The 17506-nt window shown below is 67.2% G+C and carries 14 protein-coding genes; 6 read left to right on the top strand and 8 right to left on the bottom strand.

Translation table 11 applies throughout. The features are described from left to right. Positions 1-154 precede the first annotated feature (154 nt). A complete protein-coding gene (locus FHR19_RS01525; RefSeq protein ID WP_184023552.1) occupies positions 155-1741 on the top strand; it encodes a hypothetical protein in 1587 nt (528 codons plus the stop codon). 102 nt (positions 1742-1843) lie between these two features. On the opposite strand, the gene FHR19_RS01520 is transcribed toward FHR19_RS01525, so the two are convergent. Then, positions 1844-3070, bottom strand: a complete 1227-nt coding sequence (locus tag FHR19_RS01520; RefSeq protein ID WP_184023551.1) for a DEAD/DEAH box helicase — start codon at positions 3068-3070, stop codon at positions 1844-1846. Positions 3071-3357: 287 nt separating this feature from the next. Between FHR19_RS01520 and FHR19_RS01515 the strand changes: the two genes are divergently transcribed. After that, complete coding sequence (locus FHR19_RS01515; protein ID WP_184023550.1) at positions 3358-3879, top strand: restriction endonuclease; 522 nt, start codon at positions 3358-3360, stop codon at positions 3877-3879. 140 nt (positions 3880-4019) lie between these two features. Here the strand turns inward: FHR19_RS01515 and FHR19_RS01510 are convergent, their stop codons facing one another. The 3 genes from FHR19_RS01510 to FHR19_RS01500 are packed head-to-tail and all read right to left on the bottom strand — an operon-like array spanning position 4020 to position 9120. Further along, positions 4020-4718, bottom strand: a complete 699-nt coding sequence (locus tag FHR19_RS01510; protein WP_184023549.1) for a VIT1/CCC1 transporter family protein — start codon at positions 4716-4718, stop codon at positions 4020-4022. After that, complete coding sequence (locus FHR19_RS01505) at positions 4715-7873, bottom strand: efflux RND transporter permease subunit (protein ID WP_184023547.1); 3159 nt, start codon at positions 7871-7873, stop codon at positions 4715-4717. The genes FHR19_RS01510 and FHR19_RS01505 overlap by 4 nt, the downstream gene beginning before the upstream one ends. Further along, positions 7870-9120, bottom strand: coding sequence for a TolC family protein (locus FHR19_RS01500; RefSeq protein ID WP_184023545.1), 1251 nt, complete (start codon positions 9118-9120; stop codon positions 7870-7872). The genes FHR19_RS01505 and FHR19_RS01500 overlap by 4 nt, the downstream gene beginning before the upstream one ends. A 125-nt stretch (positions 9121-9245) precedes the next feature. On the opposite strand from FHR19_RS01500, the gene FHR19_RS01495 reads away from it, so the two are divergent. Further along, positions 9246-9923, top strand: coding sequence for a response regulator transcription factor (locus FHR19_RS01495; RefSeq protein ID WP_184023543.1), 678 nt, complete (start codon positions 9246-9248; stop codon positions 9921-9923). Further along, complete coding sequence (locus FHR19_RS01490; RefSeq protein ID WP_184023541.1) at positions 9901-11256, top strand: sensor histidine kinase; 1356 nt, start codon at positions 9901-9903, stop codon at positions 11254-11256. Before FHR19_RS01495 ends, FHR19_RS01490 begins: the two co-directional genes overlap by 23 nt. On the opposite strand, the gene FHR19_RS01485 is transcribed toward FHR19_RS01490, so the two are convergent. Together FHR19_RS01485 and FHR19_RS01480 are read right to left on the bottom strand one after the other, a co-directional pair. Then, complete coding sequence (locus tag FHR19_RS01485; RefSeq protein ID WP_184023539.1) at positions 11253-11723, bottom strand: group I truncated hemoglobin; 471 nt, start codon at positions 11721-11723, stop codon at positions 11253-11255. The genes FHR19_RS01490 and FHR19_RS01485 overlap by 4 nt on opposite strands. Further along, the gene (locus FHR19_RS01480; protein WP_184023537.1) at positions 11723-12601 is read right to left on the bottom strand and encodes a DUF3034 family protein; all 879 of its coding nucleotides are present in this window, start codon (positions 12599-12601) and stop codon (positions 11723-11725) included. Before FHR19_RS01480 ends, FHR19_RS01485 begins: the two co-directional genes overlap by 1 nt. A gap of 105 nt (positions 12602-12706) precedes the next feature. On the opposite strand from FHR19_RS01480, the gene FHR19_RS01475 reads away from it, so the two are divergent. Continuing rightward, the gene (locus FHR19_RS01475) at positions 12707-13309 is read left to right on the top strand and encodes a cupredoxin domain-containing protein (RefSeq protein ID WP_184023535.1); all 603 of its coding nucleotides are present in this window, start codon (positions 12707-12709) and stop codon (positions 13307-13309) included. Positions 13310-13313: 4 nt separating this feature from the next. Beyond that, positions 13314-15599, top strand: coding sequence for a putative bifunctional diguanylate cyclase/phosphodiesterase (locus FHR19_RS01470; protein ID WP_184023533.1), 2286 nt, complete (start codon positions 13314-13316; stop codon positions 15597-15599). A gap of 195 nt (positions 15600-15794) precedes the next feature. Here the strand turns inward: FHR19_RS01470 and FHR19_RS01465 are convergent, their stop codons facing one another. Both FHR19_RS01465 and FHR19_RS01460 read right to left on the bottom strand, forming a co-directional pair. Beyond that, entirely contained in the window at positions 15795-16556 is a 762-nt protein-coding gene (locus FHR19_RS01465; RefSeq protein ID WP_184023531.1) for an ABC transporter permease, read from the bottom strand. Next, positions 16553-17488 (bottom strand): ATP-binding cassette domain-containing protein, encoded by a 936-nt coding sequence (locus tag FHR19_RS01460; RefSeq protein ID WP_184023529.1) that lies wholly within the window; start codon positions 17486-17488, stop codon positions 16553-16555. The genes FHR19_RS01465 and FHR19_RS01460 overlap by 4 nt, the downstream gene beginning before the upstream one ends. Between the last annotated feature and the right edge of the window lie 18 nt (positions 17489-17506).

Below are 17506 nucleotides of genomic sequence, written 5' to 3'. Positions count from 1 at the left end.
TCGGCCAGTTATCCTTTCCGAACCTAGCTTCGGAAAGGATCGGCGATGTGAGGGAGCTAAGGTTGGGGGGCTGAAGTTTGGCGCAAGAAATGTTTCACCGATGGCGAAACCCTCGACCTCCTCCCGGGCTTCTCGAAACGCCCCCCAACGCAGGGTGCATCGCTACATCGATGCGCTGTTCACGGATGATTTCGGCCGCCAGTCGAAGCTGACTACCAGCAGCGCCAACGGCTTCATGCGGATGCGCTATTACTCGCGCCGCACCGCTGAGGCAGGCGTGTCGCAACGGGTGGTGTTGTATTGCTTCAACGGTGCCGAGCTCGATCCAGACGGCAACCCCTATGTCGCGACCAACATCGGTATGACGATCGACGAGGCTTTGTGCGGATTTGACCATCTCGAGCAGGTCAACTGGGCGGCGCAGAAGAACGCCAAGCTGTTGATGCACGGCATACTGGCGGTCGATCATCGCCAGTCTCCGGACGAGATGATGACTTGCGGCGTCCGCTGGGCAGAGGAGACGCTTGGCCGGTTCGACCTGCCTTATCTGGTAACGCTCCACGCACCGCCGCCGGACGGCGACCAGCGCAACTGGCACCTGCACGTCCTGTGGTCGTTCCGGCCGATGGTCCGCACCGGCGACCACGAATGGTATGTCGGCGAGATGCTGCGCACCGACCTCGACAATCCCAAGGCCATGAAGCTGTTCCGTGAGATGTATGCGAGCGTCATGACCGAAATGTCGTTCGAGGCCGGTCAGGACCAGGTCTGGACCGCGAAGAGCAATGCCGACCGCGGCCTGCCGCACGAGCCGCAGGTCCATCTCGGCGGTGCAAGGACGAACCAGGCGCGCAGCGGCGAATATGTCGCCGAGAACGAGGAGAACCACGAGCGCGTCATGCGCTCTAAGGCTGCTGTGATCGACGATGCGCTACGTCATGCCGACGAGGCACTGGCAAAGGCGCAGGAGGCCGCACGCGCCATCGCCGCGCGGTTCGCCCGCTTGCCGGCGCTACCCCTACCGGTCCCGGAGCGGGTCGTTGCCGCCACAATGGCCATCGAGGCTGCGGTGGTTCCCAAGCTACTGCCGCTATCGACGACGGCGGTTGTCGTGCCGAAAATACCGCCGGTCAGAATCAGGCCATCACAGATCGCCGGATCGATCGAGCAGCAACAGCGAACGTTACCGCAGCGTCCCTTGATCGAGGTCGTCGCGATGGCCCAACCGCAGCCGATTTCACGCCCGGCGCGAATGGAAATCGGAAATTTGCGAATCCGCTTGCCGCGATTGGCGGGAGCATCGATCCAGCCCCTTGCGACGGTGCCGGTCGCACCGGCAAGGGCGCACATTTCCGCACCGCCTAGCTTGATAGCGCGTGTCCCGCCTCGTGCCGCGCGCGCCACGGAGCTAACCGCGCCGCCGCCAACGATGGCACGGGCGATCATCCCGCAGTTGCCCGCACTTGCGCCGCGGCGGCTGCCGAACTTCGCCGACACCACCATCATCGATCTGGCCATCACCCGCAGCGACGAAGCGCGGAAGCGTGACGAGGAACGCCGCAAGCGTGAGGACGCGGCCATCGCGCGCATCGCACGCGAAGCGAGGGCGGCAGCGGCGGCCCAGGCCGCGATCCAGCGGCAGGCGCTGGATGACAGCGCCGCATCGGCAAAACCACGCAAACATGCCTGGCAGCGCGCGCGTCAACAGCGCGAACAAAGCACAGAGGCGATGAATTGGTGATCTCATGTGCTCGCATGTGACCAGCGTGGAAAAGCCGCATCGGCGGCGTTCCTGTGATCGGGAAGGGTTGAGAGGAAAAGCCTCGCTGCCGCTCGGTCGATCCTAACAGGAGCATCGACCATGACGCACATCACCGGCGCCGCCTCGGTAGAGGCGGCGCTTTCCACATGCGCGCGCGATCCGGATACCAACCAGCGCATTGCGGGGCGACACGGTCGTACAACGCTCGCAGCGGATCCACTGCGTGTCGGGATCCATATCGAGCGCGACTTTGGAACCAAGCACGTAGAAGTCGCCCGTAGCGCCCGGCGAAAACACATCGCGTAGGACGGGCGTCACGATTTTCGCAAAGTCGCCTTTCAGCCATTGCTTCAGCCCGCGCTCTTCGAGGAGCGTGGTGAATTTGCGCGAGAATTTGCCCGTCCAAGGCCGGACGCCCGACGAACCACGCGCACCCTCGACATTGATCGGGGTGTGCTGGAGCTTGATCCCGTGCTTCTTAAGCGCCTGCCACAGCCAGAGCTGGACCAAGGCGCTACGCGCGTCCTCTTCACTAAGCCCGGCGATCGTGGGGACGGTGACGCCCTCGGTGAGCTTACCCGGCCAGCGGCCCTTCTCGCGCAGCGTCTCGACTAGCTTCTGGTCCTTTTCACTGCCGCCGCGCGCCGCATCTTCGATCGTGAGATAGTAGTCGAGCGTCTTCAGCCGCTGCTGATCGCGCTTGCTGTTACGGAAGCCTGGATAGAGCGTCCGGCCAGTATAGCGGCCGAACTTGGCCGGGCGGCCGCCTGCATCCTTGAACGCTTTACGGACCGCGCCTGAACCAAACAGGTTGCGCAGGCGCCCCAACTGATCATTGACCAGCGCGTTCATCGGATACAGCAGCAGAGCGCGCACGGCGCGGGTCTCGAACTGCTTCGGCCGGTCGAGCGCCTCCTCCGCCAATCGCGCAAGAACCGGCAACAGAAAGCTCTCGGTCTTGCCCGAACCGGTGCCTGTCGTGACGACGATGCCGCTGCCGGCCGCGTCAGCGCGGGTCGTCAACTCGAGCGCCTGCGCTTGATGTTCATAGGGCGGGTTGAATAGCAGGTCCTCGCTTCTGTCGGCGAGCGCCGTCAGGAACGCGCCAACCCCAGCGGGCAAATCAAGATCCTGATACCGCCGCTTGCCCTCATAGCTCGGCGTACTCTCGATATAGGGGGTCTGTGCGATGCCGTCACCGGTCAGCAACGTCCGCCTGAGCGCCACCACCTTCGGGTCCGACAGATGGTAGGTCGCCTCGATATAAGAGGCGAGCGCCTCGCGCATGTGATTGATTTCGGTGCGCACGACGATGACCTCCCAATCACCCGCATCTCTACGGGCGTCCCCAGCGAGACCTTACCGGAATAGCCAACACGTTCAATTAGCTACAGCTTGCAACGGCCACGTTTGCTGTGCCTGCCCGTCGCGCCCTGGGCGCTCGAGCGAAGTTTCGCCTTCACCTCATGCGGAGGCCGTCACCTGAAACGACGGACAGGAACCGCAGATTGCAAGCATTACGAAGCATCAGGGGAACTTCCTGCTGAGGCTCGCCTCCAGTCATGGGAGAGTGTTTGATCGTGAGAAAAGCTAATATGCGCTCGAAGAACCGAGGAAAGCGCGGCAAGGAGTGGGCGAATTACGAGGAGGTCGCCAGGTATGTGCTTCAGCAGCTTGGCAAGAGGTTCGGCCTCGCCGAAGTCGAGGGGAAGCAGAAGGTGTCAGGGCGGCAGTCCGGAACTGAGTGGGAGATAGACGCTAAGGGCGTCCGGGAGGCCGACAGTTCGATCATTCTTGTGGAATGCCGACGCTGCAAGCGCCGCTTGAACCAAGAGGCCTTGGCTGCGGTCGCGTATCAGATCATCGACTCCGGCGCTGCTGGAGGCATCACCGTGAGTCCGCTGCCCTTTCAAAAGGGTGCCGTCAAGGTCGCGAAGGCAGGGAGGATCGAGCACGTGCAGCTCAGGCCAGAAAGCACACGCGAGCAGTGGATCGCAGAGATTGGAAAGGTCACCCATATCGGGATCACCGAAACCGTCGGTGTAACTATGCATGACTCTTTTCAGATTACCGTCCTAGACGGTGAGGGCAATGTAGTGGAACGGCGCGCGGACTAGACCTTAAGCGCGCTTTTGGTCGGTGCGACGACGCAGGCGACGTCGCCGACTGCCGCATTCCAGGCTCAGCGGTCGAACTGGATCGAAATTTCCCAATGATCTGAGTGCCCATCTTTGTCATGCCGGGCGCGCCATTTTTCCTAGATCAACACCCCGCTCACCCGCCCCAGCAGCCCGGTCAGCGCCATTGCCGCGCAGCCGAGGATAGTGACGCGCAGCACCGCGCGCACGACCGGCGATCCGCCCGCCCGCGCGCCGATCGCGCCGAGGATCGCGAGCATCAGCACTGCCGCCACGAACACCGCGGCCACCGCCGTCTCACGCGGCACGATCGCGGCGACCGCGACGGGGACGATCGCCCCGGTCGCGAACGCCGCGGCCGACGCAAGCGCGGCTAGGACGGGGTTCGCCCCGCCCTCGTCCGCCAGGCCCAGTTCGTCGCGGCGATGCGCGCCGAGGGCGTCGTGCGTCATCATCTGCTGCGCCACCTGTCCCGCCAGCGCCGGCTCGACCCCGCGCGCGACATAGATAGCGGCAAGCTCCGCCGTCTCCGCCTCTGGCGCGCGGGCAAGCTCGGCGGCCTCGCGGGCGAGGTCGGCATTCTCGGTATCGGCCTGCGAGCTCACCGACACATATTCGCCCGCCGCCATCGACAGCGCGCCGCCGACGAGCGACGCGATGCCGGCGAGCAGCACCGTCTGCGCACTCGCGCCCGGCGATGCGGCGACGCCTACGATCAGGCTGGCGGTCGAGATGATACCGTCGTTCGCGCCCAGCACTGCGGCGCGCAGCCAGCCGACGCGGTGGATCAGGTGATGCTCGCCGTGCCCTGCCCTCATTCGCCCGTCTCCTTGCGCGCCGCGCGCCGCTCGACCCAATGATACAGGCTTGGCAGCAGCAGCAGCGTCAATATCGTCGAGGTGATGATGCCGCCGATGACGACGGTGGCAAGCGGTCGTTGCACTTCGGCGCCCGCGCCGCTGGCGATCGCCATCGGGATGAAGCCGACCGAGGCGACGAGTGCGGTGGACAGGACGGGACGCAGGCGATCGTGCGCGCCGCGCCGGACAGCCTCGTCCACCTCGAGCGGCTCGCCCTCCCGCCCGTCGCGCAGGGAATTGATATGGTCGATGAGGACGAGGCCGTTGAGCATCGCGATGCCCGACAGCGCGATGAACCCGATCGCCGCGGTGATCGAGAACGGCATGCCGCGCAGCCACAGCGCCAGCACGCCGCCCGTCACCGCGAACGGGATGCCGGTATAGACGATCGCCGCATCGCGCACGCTGCCGAGCGCGGCGAAGACCAGCGCGAAGATGAGGATCAGCGCCGCGGGCACGACGATCGTCAGACGCTTCTGCGCGGCTTCCAGCTGGTGATACTGCCCGCCGAACTCGATGCGATACCCCTTGGGCAGCTTCACCTGCTGCTGGATCGCGGTCCGCGCCTTGTCGACATAGCCGGCCAGGTCACTGGTCGACAGGTTGACCATCAGCGCCGCGCGCCGGTTGGTGTCGTCGTGCAGGATCGGCTCGACGATCCGCTCCTGGCGCAGCCGCGCGACGCGCGACAGCGGGACCATGCCGTACTCGCCGACGCGCAGCGGCAGCGCGAGGATGGCGGACGGATCGGCGCGCAGGCTCTCCGGCATGCGGATCACGATCGCGTGGCGCGCGGGGCCGTGCGGGATGAAGCCCACCTCCGCCCCCGCGAGCGCATCGCGGATCGCGTTGTTCACTTCCTGCGTGCCGAGGCCGAGGCGAAGGAGCGCGGGATGGTCGAGCTCGACGACGATGCTCTTGGGCCGGCCGGACGTCTCGAACTCCACCCCTTCGGTCCCCGGCAGCTTCTCGAGCACGGCCTTCGCCTTTGCCGCCGCGCGTTCGAGCGTGTCGTAATCGTCGCCATAGATCTTGACCGCCACGTCAGCGCGCACGCCCTCCAGCATCTCGTTGAAGCGCATCTCGATCGGCTGGGCGAACTCGAAATTCTGCTTGGCGTAGACGCGCTTGGCGACCTTCTCGATCCCGGCGATCAGCTCGTCCTTGGTTCGCGGCGCGCCGTCGCCGGTCGGCCAGTCCTTTTCGGGGCCGTAGAAGATGTAGAGGTCGTTCTGCTCGGGCGGCATCGGGTCGGTCGCGACCTCGCTGGTGCCGATCCGCGAAAAGGTGTGCGTGACCTGCGGATAGGCGCGGCGGATCGCGCGCTCGGTCGCCTGCTCGATCGACAGGCTCTGTTCCAGCGACATGCCGACGGGGCGATAGACCATCGCGGTGATCGCGCCTTCGTCGAGCTGCGGCGTGAACTGCGATCCCAATGTGCGGAACACCATGAACGTACCCGCCAGCAGCGCGATCGCGGCAAGGACGAGGAGCGCCGGATGCCGGATCGCCCCGTTCAGGGCGGGGGTATAGACGCGCTCGGCCACGCCGACGAAGCCGCCTTTGTGCTTAGCGTCGTCCTTGGCGGGTGCGCGCAGCAACCAGGCGGACAGCGCGGGGACGACGGTGAAGGTCCAGATGAGGCCCGCGATGATCGCCAGCATCACCGCCTGCGCCATCGGCTGGAACAGCTTGCCCTCCACCCCGCCGAGGCTGAGGACGGGGACATAGACGAGCGCAATGATCGCGATGCCGAACAGCGTCGGGCGCGCAACCATCCGCGCCGCCTCCGCCACGATCTCGCGCCGTTCGTCGGCGGTCAGATCCTCGCCCTTCTCGCGCCGTCGCTGGCCGAGCAGGCGCAGGCTGTTCTCCACGACGACGATCGCCCCGTCTACGATCAACCCGAAATCGAGCGCGCCGAGGCTCATCAGGTTGCCCGACACGCCCAGCGCGTGCATGCCGCCCGTCGTCACGAGGAAGGCGAGCGGGATGACGAGCGCGACGATCAGCGCCGCGCGCCAGTTGCCCATCACGAACAACAGGACCAGCGCGACGAGCAGCGCGCCCTCGCCCAGATTCTTTTCGACGGTCTGGATCGTGCGATCGACCAGGTTGGCGCGGCTGTACTGGCGGTCGATCACCATGCCCTTGGGCAGCGCCGCCTCGATCGCCGGCAGCGCATCCTCGACGCGCATCGCGACCTCGCGGCTGTTCTGGCCGACAAGCATCATCACCGTGCCGAGCACCGTCTCGCGCCCGTTCTGCGTCGCGGCCCCCTGCCGCGGGGCAGCGCCGGTGGTGACGGTGGCGAGGTCGCGGACCGTCAGCGGCAGGATGCCGCCGGCGAACTTGACGGGGATCGCGGCGATCGCCTCGGCACTCGTCACTCGCGCCTCGGTGCGGACGGTGAAGCGCTCGGCCCCACGCCGGATGATGCCGCCGCCGGCATTCTCGACGTTTTTGCTAACCGCCTCGGCCAGCTCGCCGGCGGTGACGCCGTGCATCGTCAGGCGGACGGGATCGGGCTCGACGACGAACTGCTCTTCCAGCCCGCCGTTGGAATTGACGTCGGCGACCCCGGCCACCGCGCGCAGCATCGGGCGCACGGTATATTCCTGCGCTTCGTACAGCTCCATCAACTGGCGCTGGGCGCTCATCCCCGGCGGCGGCCGCTTCCATTCGAGCGTGTAGTAATAGATTTCGCCGAGGCCCGTGGTGATCGGCGCCAGCTGCGGCGTGCTGCCCGGCGGCAACTGGTTCTGCACCGCGGTCAGCCGCTCGGTGACAAGCTGCCGCGCCTTCAGCTGGTCGGTGCCGTCCTTGTAGAGGAGCGTCACCTGGCTGAGCCCCGTCTTGGTGAGCGAGCGCGTCTGGTCGAGGCCGGGTTGCCCACCCATCGCCCGCTCGATCGGCAGCGTCACCAGCCGCTCGATCTCCTCGGGGGCGAGCGCGGGGACCGCGGTGTTGATCTGGACCTGCACCCCGGTGATGTCGGGGATCGCATCGATCTGAAGCGTCGTGAACGACCACAGGCCGACCGCGGCAACCAGCGCGGTGACGAGCGCGACCGCGAGGCGGTTGCGCGTGACGAGATCGAGCCAGGCCTTCATCGCGTCAGCGGATTGCCGCCGTTGAGCGCGCGCAGCTTCAAGAGCGCCTCGATCGCCTCGCGCCGGGTGTCGAGCACCGCGTTGACCGCATCGACATAGGATTGCTGGATCTGCGTGTAGGTCGTCAGCGGGATCGCGCCGAGCCGATAGTTGCGGTCGGCATCGGCCGCCGCCTCGGCAAAGCGCTTGGGCGAATTGCCGTCCCATTTGGTGAGGGCATCGCGCTTCGCCTCGTACTGCGCGGCCTGGTCGAACACGTCGCGGGCGATACGGCGCTCGGCGGCGACGTGCGTCGCGTTCGCCTGCGCCTGCTTGCCCTGTTCGGCGGCGACATCGCCCGCCTGCCGGTTCCAGAGCGGCAGCGTGGTCTGAAGCCGCACGCCGTAATTGGTCTCGCGAATGTCGGAACGGGCGCGGTCATAATAGGGGCCGACGGCGACGGTCGGCAGGCGCGATTTGCGGGCAAGGTCGACGCGCAGGCCCTGCTGCTCGAACTGCGCGCGCAGCGACTGGAGCTCGAAATTGTTGGCCGTCGCGCGCGCCGCCAGCGCCCCGCCGGGCGGCAGGTCGGGCAGGCTCATGTCGGGCCGGACGATGCGGATGCGCGCGGCGAACGGCGCGCCGCGTAGCTGGTTGAGCTCATAGAGGATCGAATTCGCCTCTGCATCCGCCGTCGCGGCGCTGCGCTCGGCACTGATCGCGCTCGCCTGTAGCGAGGCGGCTTCCAGTTGCGGCGAGGGACCGGCGGGGTCGCGCGCGACGATGATGCGGGCGAGCGTGCGCATCCGCGCCGCCACCTCCCGCGCCGCCGCCGCCTTCTCGTCCGCCGCGAACAGCCCGTAGCCGAGCGACCGAGCGCGCGCCGCCAGCGTCGCATCGAACTGCTGGAGGCCGAGCTTGGCCAGACCCACCTGCCGCTCGGCGATCGCGCGGCGAAGCGCGATGCGGCCGCCGAACTCGATCGGCTGGACGACCGAAACGGCATAGGTCATCCCCTCGCCCGCCAGGTTGCCGCTGACCGGATCGGTCGCGCGCCGCTCACCGAACTCGACCGTTGCTTCGGGATCGGCCCAGCGGCCCGCCGCGTCGCGCTGCACGCCTGCGGTCTCGATCTGGCGCTGATAGAATTGCCGCTCGGGGTTGTTGGCGATCACGTCGGCGACCAGCGCATCGAGCGAGATCGCCCCTTGCTGCGCCGCCGCCGGCGATGCGACCATGACCAAGCCGGCAAGCCAGAACGTCCGCATCATCCTCTCCGAAAGCCTGCCGCCTGCCTAACGTGGGTTTTCGAGGGCCGTCGACTAAATCCGCGTTCAGAGTCTGAACGCCTATTCAGTTGACGCATCCCGCCCGGCGGCGCGACACCCGGCCCATGACGCGCATCCTGCTCATCGAGGACGACGACGGCACGGCGGACGAGATCCTGCTCGAACTCGCCGCCTCTGGCTATGAGGCGGAGCGTGCGGGCAACCTTGCGCTGGCGGGCGAGCGGGCGCGCGCGGCGGCGTTCGACCTCCTCGTCCTCGACCGGCAATTGCCCGATGGCGAGGGGCTGGCACTGCTCGCCGACCTGCGCGCCGAGGGGCGGCGGACGCCCGCATTGGTGCTGAGTGCGCTCGGCAGTCTCGACGACCGGGTGCGCGGCCTTCGCGCGGGCGGCGACGACTATCTGCCCAAGCCGTTCGCACTGGTCGAGCTGATCGCCCGGATCGAGGCGCTGCTGCGCCGCCCCGACGACAGTCGGGAAACGCGGCTGATCGCCGGGCCGCTCGACCTCGACCTGCTGACCGGACAGGCGACGCGCGGCGGCCGGCAGCTCGACCTGTTGCCGCGCGAATTGAAGCTGCTCGACTATATGGTCCGGCGTGCGGGCAGCATCGTCACTCGCTCGATGCTGCTGCGTGACGTCTGGGGCTACAGCTTCGAGCCGAACAGCAACGTCGTCGACGTGCATATGGGGCGCCTGCGCCGCAAGGTGGATGGCGAGGGGGAAGCGCCGCTCATCCGCAACGTCCGGGGCCAGGGCTATGTCCTCGATCCTGCCGGCTGATCCGCGCGCGCGGGCGACGTGGCGCTGGGGCGGCGCGCTGGCGGCGATCCTGATCGTCCAGTCGCTGCTGCTCGCCGCGGTGTTCTGGGCGCTCGCCAACGGCAGCCACCGGCGCGCGATCGAACATGCGCTGACCGACGACTGCACCTTCTTCGCGCTGACCCCGCCGGTGGAGCGCGCCGACGAACTGCGCGAGCGGCTGTCGCGCGACATTCACCGCGACCATTTTCTTGGCCTGTTCGACGGCCGTGGCCGGCTGATCGCGGGCAATGTCGCGCGCCTACCCGCGGGGCCCACGGCCGGATCGTTCGTGACCACCGTGATCCCCACCCAGCTTCCCGGCAAGACCAGCGACGAGGCGCGGGTGACGATCTGCCGGCTTCCGGGCGACATGACGCTGCTGTCGGGCGTCGACCTCGACGATACGGAGGCGTCGCTGGCGCTCGTCTGGCAGTCGCTGCTGCTCGCGCTGATCCCCGGCCTCGGTCTTGCCATCGTGTTCGGCCTCGTCGCCGGGCGGCGTGCGGCGCGGCAAGTGGATGCGGTTCGCGACCTCACGCGCCGGATCGTCGCGGGCGACCTTCGCCAACGGCTGCCCGTGGGCAGCGATCCCGACAGCTTCGGGATGCTGTGCGCGCACATCAACACGATGCTCGACCGGCTGGAGGCGCTGGTGGCGGAGGTGCGCGGGATCGGCGACGATATCGCGCACCAGATGCGCACGCCGCTCACCCGCCTGCGCGCACGCCTCGACCGCAGCCTGCGCGATGCCCGCGACCCGGCGGCGTTCGCCGAGGCGGCGGAGGGGGCGCTGGAAGAGGTCGATGCGCTGCTCGGCGTCGTCGCCGCGCTGCTGCGGCTGCGCGAGATGGAGGATCACGCCCGCCGCAGCCGCTTCGCCCCCGTCGATCTGGCGCGGCTGGTCGACGATGCCTGCGACCTTCACCGCCCGCTGGCGGAGGATCGCGGGCTGGTGCTCGATTGCGCGATTTCCCCCGCCCCGCCGGTCGAGGGGGACGCCAGCCTGTTGATGGAGGCGATCGCCAACCTCATCGACAATGCGATGAAGTTCGGCCCGCCGGGCGGCCGCGTCGGCATCGAACTGATCCCACATGCCGATGGCGGCACGATCCGCGTGAGCGACAGCGGCACCGGCATCCCGCCCGCCGAGCGCGCGGCGGTGACGCAGCGTTTCTATCGCGGGCGGCGGCAGGTGGAGGGCGCCGGCCTCGGCCTCAGCCTCGTCAAGGCGATTGCCGACCTGCACGGCTTCGAGCTTCGCTTCGCCGAGGGGCGGAGCGCCGTCGAACTCGTCTGTCGGACGCCTCGTTAGCGTTCGACCACGTCGCGGCGCATCGGCGCCAGCTTGGCGAGGAAGCGGTTCTGCGCGGCGAAGGGCACATGCTCGGCCGCCATCGCCGCCTGTAGATTCTCGACCAGCCGGTTCATGTCGCCCTGCTGCACGCCCATGTCCTTGTGCGCGGTGCGCATGTCGCGGCCGGTATAGGTGCAGCCGGCGTTGAGGATGTAGCAGAACTGCTCGAACAGGACGCGGCGCAGGCGCACCTGATCCTGGTTCGTGAAGATCTCGCCGATCCGCCGGTCGGCGAAATTGGCGGTGACGAAGTGATCGACGATCCGCCGGATCCCGTCCTGCCCGCCGAACGCGCGCGCCATGCCCTCGCCGGCAAACGGCGTGGCACCGGCATTGGCGGGATCGACCTTGTAGGGTTCGACCGGCTGCTCCTGGGCGGCGACCTGAGGTGTCATCAGCATGGCCATCGCGGTAAAGGCGAACATTAGAAACTTCCCTGAAGCTGGAACAGGACGCCGCGCTGGTCCTTAACCGTCGCGACCGACCCCAGATCGGCATAGGCGACCGTCGCGGTCAGGTTGCGGTTGAGGGCATAGGCGGCGAACGCGTCGAACCAGTCGTCCTCGCGCGCGATGCCAAGATTGTCGGGCTTCGAGCGAAACTCGCCGCCCACCGCGAAGCGGCGCGACACCTGATAGGCGAGCGATCCCTCGGGATGGACCGTCCGCGCATCGCGCTTGTCTCCGCCGAAGCCCAACAGGCCGTTCTGGTTCGCCTTGGTCGCGCGCAAGGTCACGTTGGCGAGCAGCGACCAGCGCAGGAACAGCTTGGTGGCCGAGACATAGAGGTCGGCGCCCTCCGACTGCTGCGCCCCCACCGCGCGGACGATCGGGGCGTCGAGACTCTTCTTGTACTGCAAGCCCGCGGCGATCGCCGGCATCCATTCGCTGCCATAGACGAGGTCGCCGGCGAGCTTGACCTTCGCGCCCCAGATGTCCTGGTCGAACTTGTAGTCGTTGCCGAGGCCCAGCGCGCCGCCGACCCAGTTGGTATCGAACCGCTGGCGGGCATAGGACAGCTCGACCCGATCCCACGCACCGACCGAGATGCCCGCGACCTGGAAATCATAGTCCTTGAACTCGGCGACGGTCGCACTCGCCTGCACGCCGATCCCGTCACGCGTCGCATTGCCCGCAATCACCGCCCACGGGGTCAGCCCGCCGCCCGCGGCCCCCTCAATGCTACCGATACCATTTGTCAGCAACAACTTACCCGGTTCGGCGAGCTGTTGAGCCCCTGCGGAGGTAGCGATGCACAGGACGCCGGCCGTGGCGGCGATCCTGATCCGAAGCGGTGCGGTCATGCCGCCCGACTAACCGGTGTTGGTTAAAAACCCGTTCAAACGTCACTGAAGGCCCGCTTTTACGACGTTTACTGACATTTGATATTTTGCGCCGATACGGACGCGATGAAACCTTTCGTCGTCGCCGCCCTGCTCCTTTCCGTCGCCGTCCCAGCCCATGCGGGCGACGTCGGCATTCGCGTGGTCGACGCGGCCGGTACGCCGATCCCCGATGCGGTAGTGACGATCCATCCGGCCGCGGGCGCTCCCGCCGGACGGATCCGCTTCCCGTGGAAGCTGGCGATGGTGCAGAAGGACATCAGCTTCAATCCCTCGACGCTGATCGTCCCCGTGGGCGCGACGGTGCCCTTCCCCAACGAGGATAAGGTGCGCCACCACGTCTACAGCTTCTCGAAACCCGCCCGGTTCGAAATCAAGCTGTTCGGCCGCGACGAGACGCGCAGCTATACCTTTCGCACCCCCGGCGCGGTCGCGCTGGGCTGCAACATCCACGATCGCATGTCGGGGTTCATCAAGGTCGTCGATACGCCGTTTGCGATGAAGACCGGCGCCGACGGCCTGTCGACGATCCGGTCGGTGACGGGGGGGCGCGCACGCCTGACCGTCTGGCATCCACGCCTTCGCGCCCGTGACAACGAAGTGAGCTTCGACATCGACGTGCCGGCGAGCGGCGACCTTGCCAAGCGCATCCAGGTCGCGCTTCGCTGACCCGATGCGCCGCGCGATCACTCTCTTGCGCCGCGGGCAGGCGGTGGTCCGCGGGTCGCTCACGACCAAGCTGACGCTGTTCTATGCCGGCCTGTTCGCGCTGGCCGCCGCGCTGATCCTGCTCGGCGCGAAGATCGGCATCACCGCCTATGCCGAGCGGATGGTGGCAAGCGAAATGGACGCCGGCGCGCAGGTCTTCGACCGCGTGGCGACGATGCGCTATGCCCAGCTTCGCGATGCGGGCCGCGTCCTTGCCGCCGATTTCGGCTTTCGCAGCGCCGCCGCCACCAGCGACGCGCCGACGCTGGCCTCTGCGCTCGATTCGCTCAAGGGCCGGCTGAAGCTCGACCAGGCGTTCTTCGTCGGCACCGACGGCAGCGTGACGGGCTTTGCCGGCGCACTGTCGGCGACGGATGCGGAGGCGCTGCGCGCCGCGCTCGACCGCGGCGCCGATGCCGGCGTGTTGCGGCTGGGCGATGCGCGCTTCAACGCCGCCGCCGCGCGCGTCGATGCCCCGGTGACGATCGGCTGGCTGGTGCTCGCCAACCGGCTCGACCATGGCGAGATGGCCGCGCTGTCGAAGCTGTCGGCGATCGACCTTGCCCCCCGCATCGTCGATGGCCGCACCGTCCGCCCCGGTGACGAGGCGATCGTCGACGGTCAGCGGACGCTGAACCGTGCGGTGCGCATCGCGTCTTTCCGGGCCGACGATCCGCAGACGCTGCTCCTGACCTACAGCATGACGCGTGCGCTGGCCGATTACATGCCCATGCTTTGGCTGCTTCTGGCCTGCGGCATCGTCGGGGTGGGTCTTGCTGCGGCGGGAAGCTGGCTGCTCGCCCGGCGGCTGACGCTGCCGATCCGCGCGCTCGATGCCGCCGCGCGCAAGGTGGCGGAGGGCAATTACGCGCAGGTGCCTGTCGAGACCCGCGACGAGCTCGGCAACCTTGCCGCCACGTTCAATCGCATGGTCGACGACATCGGCGAGCGCGAGCGGCAGATCACGCACATGGCGCTGCACGATGCGCTGACGGGCCTCGCCAATCGAACGCTGCTCGACGATCATCTGGCCCGCGCGTTGGCGCAAGGATCGGAGCGGCGACAGGCGCTGTTCTGCCTCGACCTCGACAATTTCAAGGCGGTCAACGACACGCTCGGCCACCCGACCGGCGACGCGCTGCTCTGCGTCATCGCCGAACGGCTGCGCGGGTTCGCGGGCGACGGCCTGGTCGCGCGGCTCGGCGGCGACGAGTTCGCGATGCTCGTCGACGACGCGCACCGCTCGTTCAACCGCAGCGCCGCCGAACTCGTCCAGCTTGTCGCCCGGCCCTGTACCGTCAACGGCCACCGCATCGTCCCTGGTACCAGCGTCGGCATCGCCATCCTGGGCGCCGACGGGCCCGACCCGGTCGAACTGTCGAAGAACGCCGACCTCGCCCTCTATCGCGCCAAGCAGGAGGGGCGCGGCGGTTTCCGCTTCTTCGAGCCGCGCATGGATGCCGAGGCGCAGAAGCGGCGGCAGATGGAGCTCGACCTTCACGACGCGATCCGGCTGGGCCAGCTGTCGCTGATGTTCCAGCCACTGTTCGACCTGTCGGCGGGCCGCATTTCCGCGTTCGAGGCGCTGCTGCGCTGGCACCATCCGGTCCGCGGCCTCGTCTCGCCGGTCGACTTCATCCCGCTGGCCGAGGATACCGGACTCATCATTCCGATCGGCGAGTGGGTGATCCGCGAGGCGTGCCGCGTTGCGCGCACCTGGCCCCAGCATGTGCGGATCGCCGTCAACGTCTCGCCCGTGCAGTTCGGCCATGTCGGGCTGAAAAGCGTGATCCTTCAGGCGCTCGCCGAGACGGGCCTCGCCCCGAACCGCCTCGAGCTCGAGATCACCGAAAGCCTGTTCATCGAGAACCCGGAAGCGACGCTCGCCTCGCTGCACAGTCTGCGGGCGCTCGGCGTGCGCGTCGCGCTCGACGATTTCGGCACCGGCTATTCCTCGCTCAGCTATCTGCGCAGCTTCCCGTTCGACAAGATCAAGATCGACCGCAGCTTCATCATCGATCTGTTGAACTCGAAGGGAGCGACCGCGATCATCAAGTCGATCACGACGCTGGCCGAGGCACTGGGCATGGAAACCACCGCCGAAGGGGTGGAGAGTGCCGGCCAGCTCGACATCCTGCGACAGCAGGGATGCAGCCACATCCAGGGCTATTATTTCAGCCGCCCGATTGTGGAAACCGCGGTGACCGAGATGCTCGCCAGCGACGACTTGGCGCTGCGCGCTGCCGGCTGACCCGAAAAACGGCGACTTTAGCGCACCCTAAGGAGTGATGGCGGAACGCCGCGCCATACCGCTATTACGAAATGGCTCGGGGGAGATACGTCTGCGGCGCCACGCACTCCCGGTAGTCGCAGACGGAATCGGCATCGTCGCCCGCGTTCAGGGTCGCTCCTCGCGGGTGACGATGCCGACAACCGACCGGGCCGCTTAGGCCTTCAGCCGATACCCGGTCTTCAACATCCAGGCGACGATGCCAGTGCAGATCACGAGGAAGCCCAGCGTCGCGCCCAGGCTGACCGCCACATCCACGTCGCCGCGCCCGAAGAAGCTCCAGCGAAAACCGCTAACCAGATAGACGACCGGGTTGAACAGGCTGACCGTCCGCCACGGCGCGGGCAGCATGTCGATCGAATAGAAGGCGCCGCCAAGGAAGGTGAGCGGCGTGACGATCAGCGAGGGGACGAGGCTCAACTGCTCGAACCCCTTTGCCCACAGCCCGACGATGAACCCGAACAGGCTGAACGCGACCGAGGTGAGGATCAGGAACGCGACCATCATCACCGGATGCTCGATCTTGAGGTCAACGAAAAAGGCCGAAGTGCCGAGGATGATCGCGCCGATCAGCATCGACTTGGTCGCCGCCGCCCCGACATAGCCGAGGATCAGCTCGGTCGCCGCGACGGGCGCCGACAGAACCTCGTAGATCGTGCCGGCAAAGCGCGGCATGTAGATGCCGAAAGATGCGTTCATCAGGCTCTGCGTCAGCAGGCTCAGCATGACGAGGCCGGGGACGATGAACGCGCCGTACGGCACGCCGTCCACCTCCTGGATGCGGCTGCCGATCGCGCCACCGAAGACGATGAAATAGAGCGCGGTGGTGATGACGGGGGTAACGATGCTCCCCCAGAAAGTGCGCCCGAAGCGCGTCATCTCGAACCGATAGATCGCCCAGACGCCGGGAAGATTCATGCTGCCTGCTCCGGCCGGTGGACGAGGTCGACGAAGATGTCCTCGAGGCTCGATTTCGAGGTGTCGAGGTCCTTGAACTGGATGCCGAGCTCCGAAACCTTGCGCAGCAGCGAGGGGATGCCCGTCCGCTCGGCCTGTGCGTCGAAGACGTAGCGCAATTTATGCCCCTCGTCGGCGAGGGTCAGGTCCCATTCGGCGAGCTCGGGCGGCACCACGCTCATCGGCTCGACCAGCGAAATGTCCATCTCGCGCTTGCCGAGCTTCTTCATCAGCGCGGTCTTTTCCTCGACCAGCAGCAATTCGCCGCGATTGATGACGCCGACGCGGTCGGCCATCTCCTCGGCCTCTTCGATATAGTGCGTCGTCAGGATGATCGTCGTGCCCGCCTCGCGCAGGCGGTGGACGAGCTTCCACATGTCGCGGCGCAGTTCCACGTCGACGCCCGCGGTGGGCTCGTCGAGGAAGAGCAGGTCGGGTTCGTGCGCCAGCGCCTTGGCGATCAGCACGCGGCGCTTCATGCCGCCCGACAGCTCCATGATCTTGGCGTCGCGCTTGTCCCAGAGCGACAGGTCCTTGAGCACCTGTTCGACCAGCGCATCATCGCGGCGGCGCCCGAACAGCCCGCGCGAGAAGCGCACGGTCGAGATCACCTTCTCGAACATGTCGGTCGACAGTTCCTGCGGCACCAGCCCGATCCGCCGCCGCGCCTCGCGGAAATCGCGCGCGACGTCGTGCCCGTCGAAGGTTATGGTGCCCGACGACGGCACGACCAGGCCGCAGACGATGCCGATCATCGTCGTCTTGCCCGCGCCGTTGGGGCCGAGCAGCGCGAAGATCTCGCCCTTGTTGATCGACAGGTCGACCGACTTCAGCGCCTGATGCCCGCTGGCATAGGTCTTGGTGACGCCCGAGAGCGTCAGGATCGGTTGCACGTCGGCCGCCCCTTTTCG

The sequence above is a fragment of the Sphingomonas yantingensis genome (assembly GCF_014199325.1).
Taxonomy (GTDB): domain Bacteria; phylum Pseudomonadota; class Alphaproteobacteria; order Sphingomonadales; family Sphingomonadaceae; genus Sphingomonas; species Sphingomonas yantingensis.
Note: the sequence above shows the minus strand (reverse complement) of the source record. Positions and strands in the feature narration are given on the sequence as shown.

Bases quoted from the DNA above. Each gene is read 5' to 3' on its own strand.
- FHR19_RS01515 (WP_184023550.1), top strand. From the start codon at position 3,358: ATGCGCTCGAAGAACCGAGGAAAGCGCGGCAAGGAGTGGGCGAATTAC.
- FHR19_RS01510 (WP_184023549.1), bottom strand. From the start codon at position 4,718: ATGAGGGCAGGGCACGGCGAGCATCACCTGATCCACCGCGTCGGCTGG.
- FHR19_RS01505 (WP_184023547.1), bottom strand. From the start codon at position 7,873: ATGAAGGCCTGGCTCGATCTCGTCACGCGCAACCGCCTCGCGGTCGCG.
- FHR19_RS01500 (WP_184023545.1), bottom strand. From the start codon at position 9,120: ATGCGGACGTTCTGGCTTGCCGGCTTGGTCATGGTCGCATCGCCGGCG.
- FHR19_RS01495 (WP_184023543.1), top strand. From the start codon at position 9,246: ATGACGCGCATCCTGCTCATCGAGGACGACGACGGCACGGCGGACGAG.
- FHR19_RS01490 (WP_184023541.1), top strand. From the start codon at position 9,901: ATGTCCTCGATCCTGCCGGCTGATCCGCGCGCGCGGGCGACGTGGCGC.
- FHR19_RS01485 (WP_184023539.1), bottom strand. From the start codon at position 11,723: ATGTTCGCCTTTACCGCGATGGCCATGCTGATGACACCTCAGGTCGCC.
- FHR19_RS01480 (WP_184023537.1), bottom strand. From the start codon at position 12,601: ATGACCGCACCGCTTCGGATCAGGATCGCCGCCACGGCCGGCGTCCTG.
- FHR19_RS01475 (WP_184023535.1), top strand. From the start codon at position 12,707: ATGAAACCTTTCGTCGTCGCCGCCCTGCTCCTTTCCGTCGCCGTCCCA.
- FHR19_RS01470 (WP_184023533.1), top strand. From the start codon at position 13,314: ATGCGCCGCGCGATCACTCTCTTGCGCCGCGGGCAGGCGGTGGTCCGC.
- FHR19_RS01465 (WP_184023531.1), bottom strand. From the start codon at position 16,556: ATGAATCTTCCCGGCGTCTGGGCGATCTATCGGTTCGAGATGACGCGC.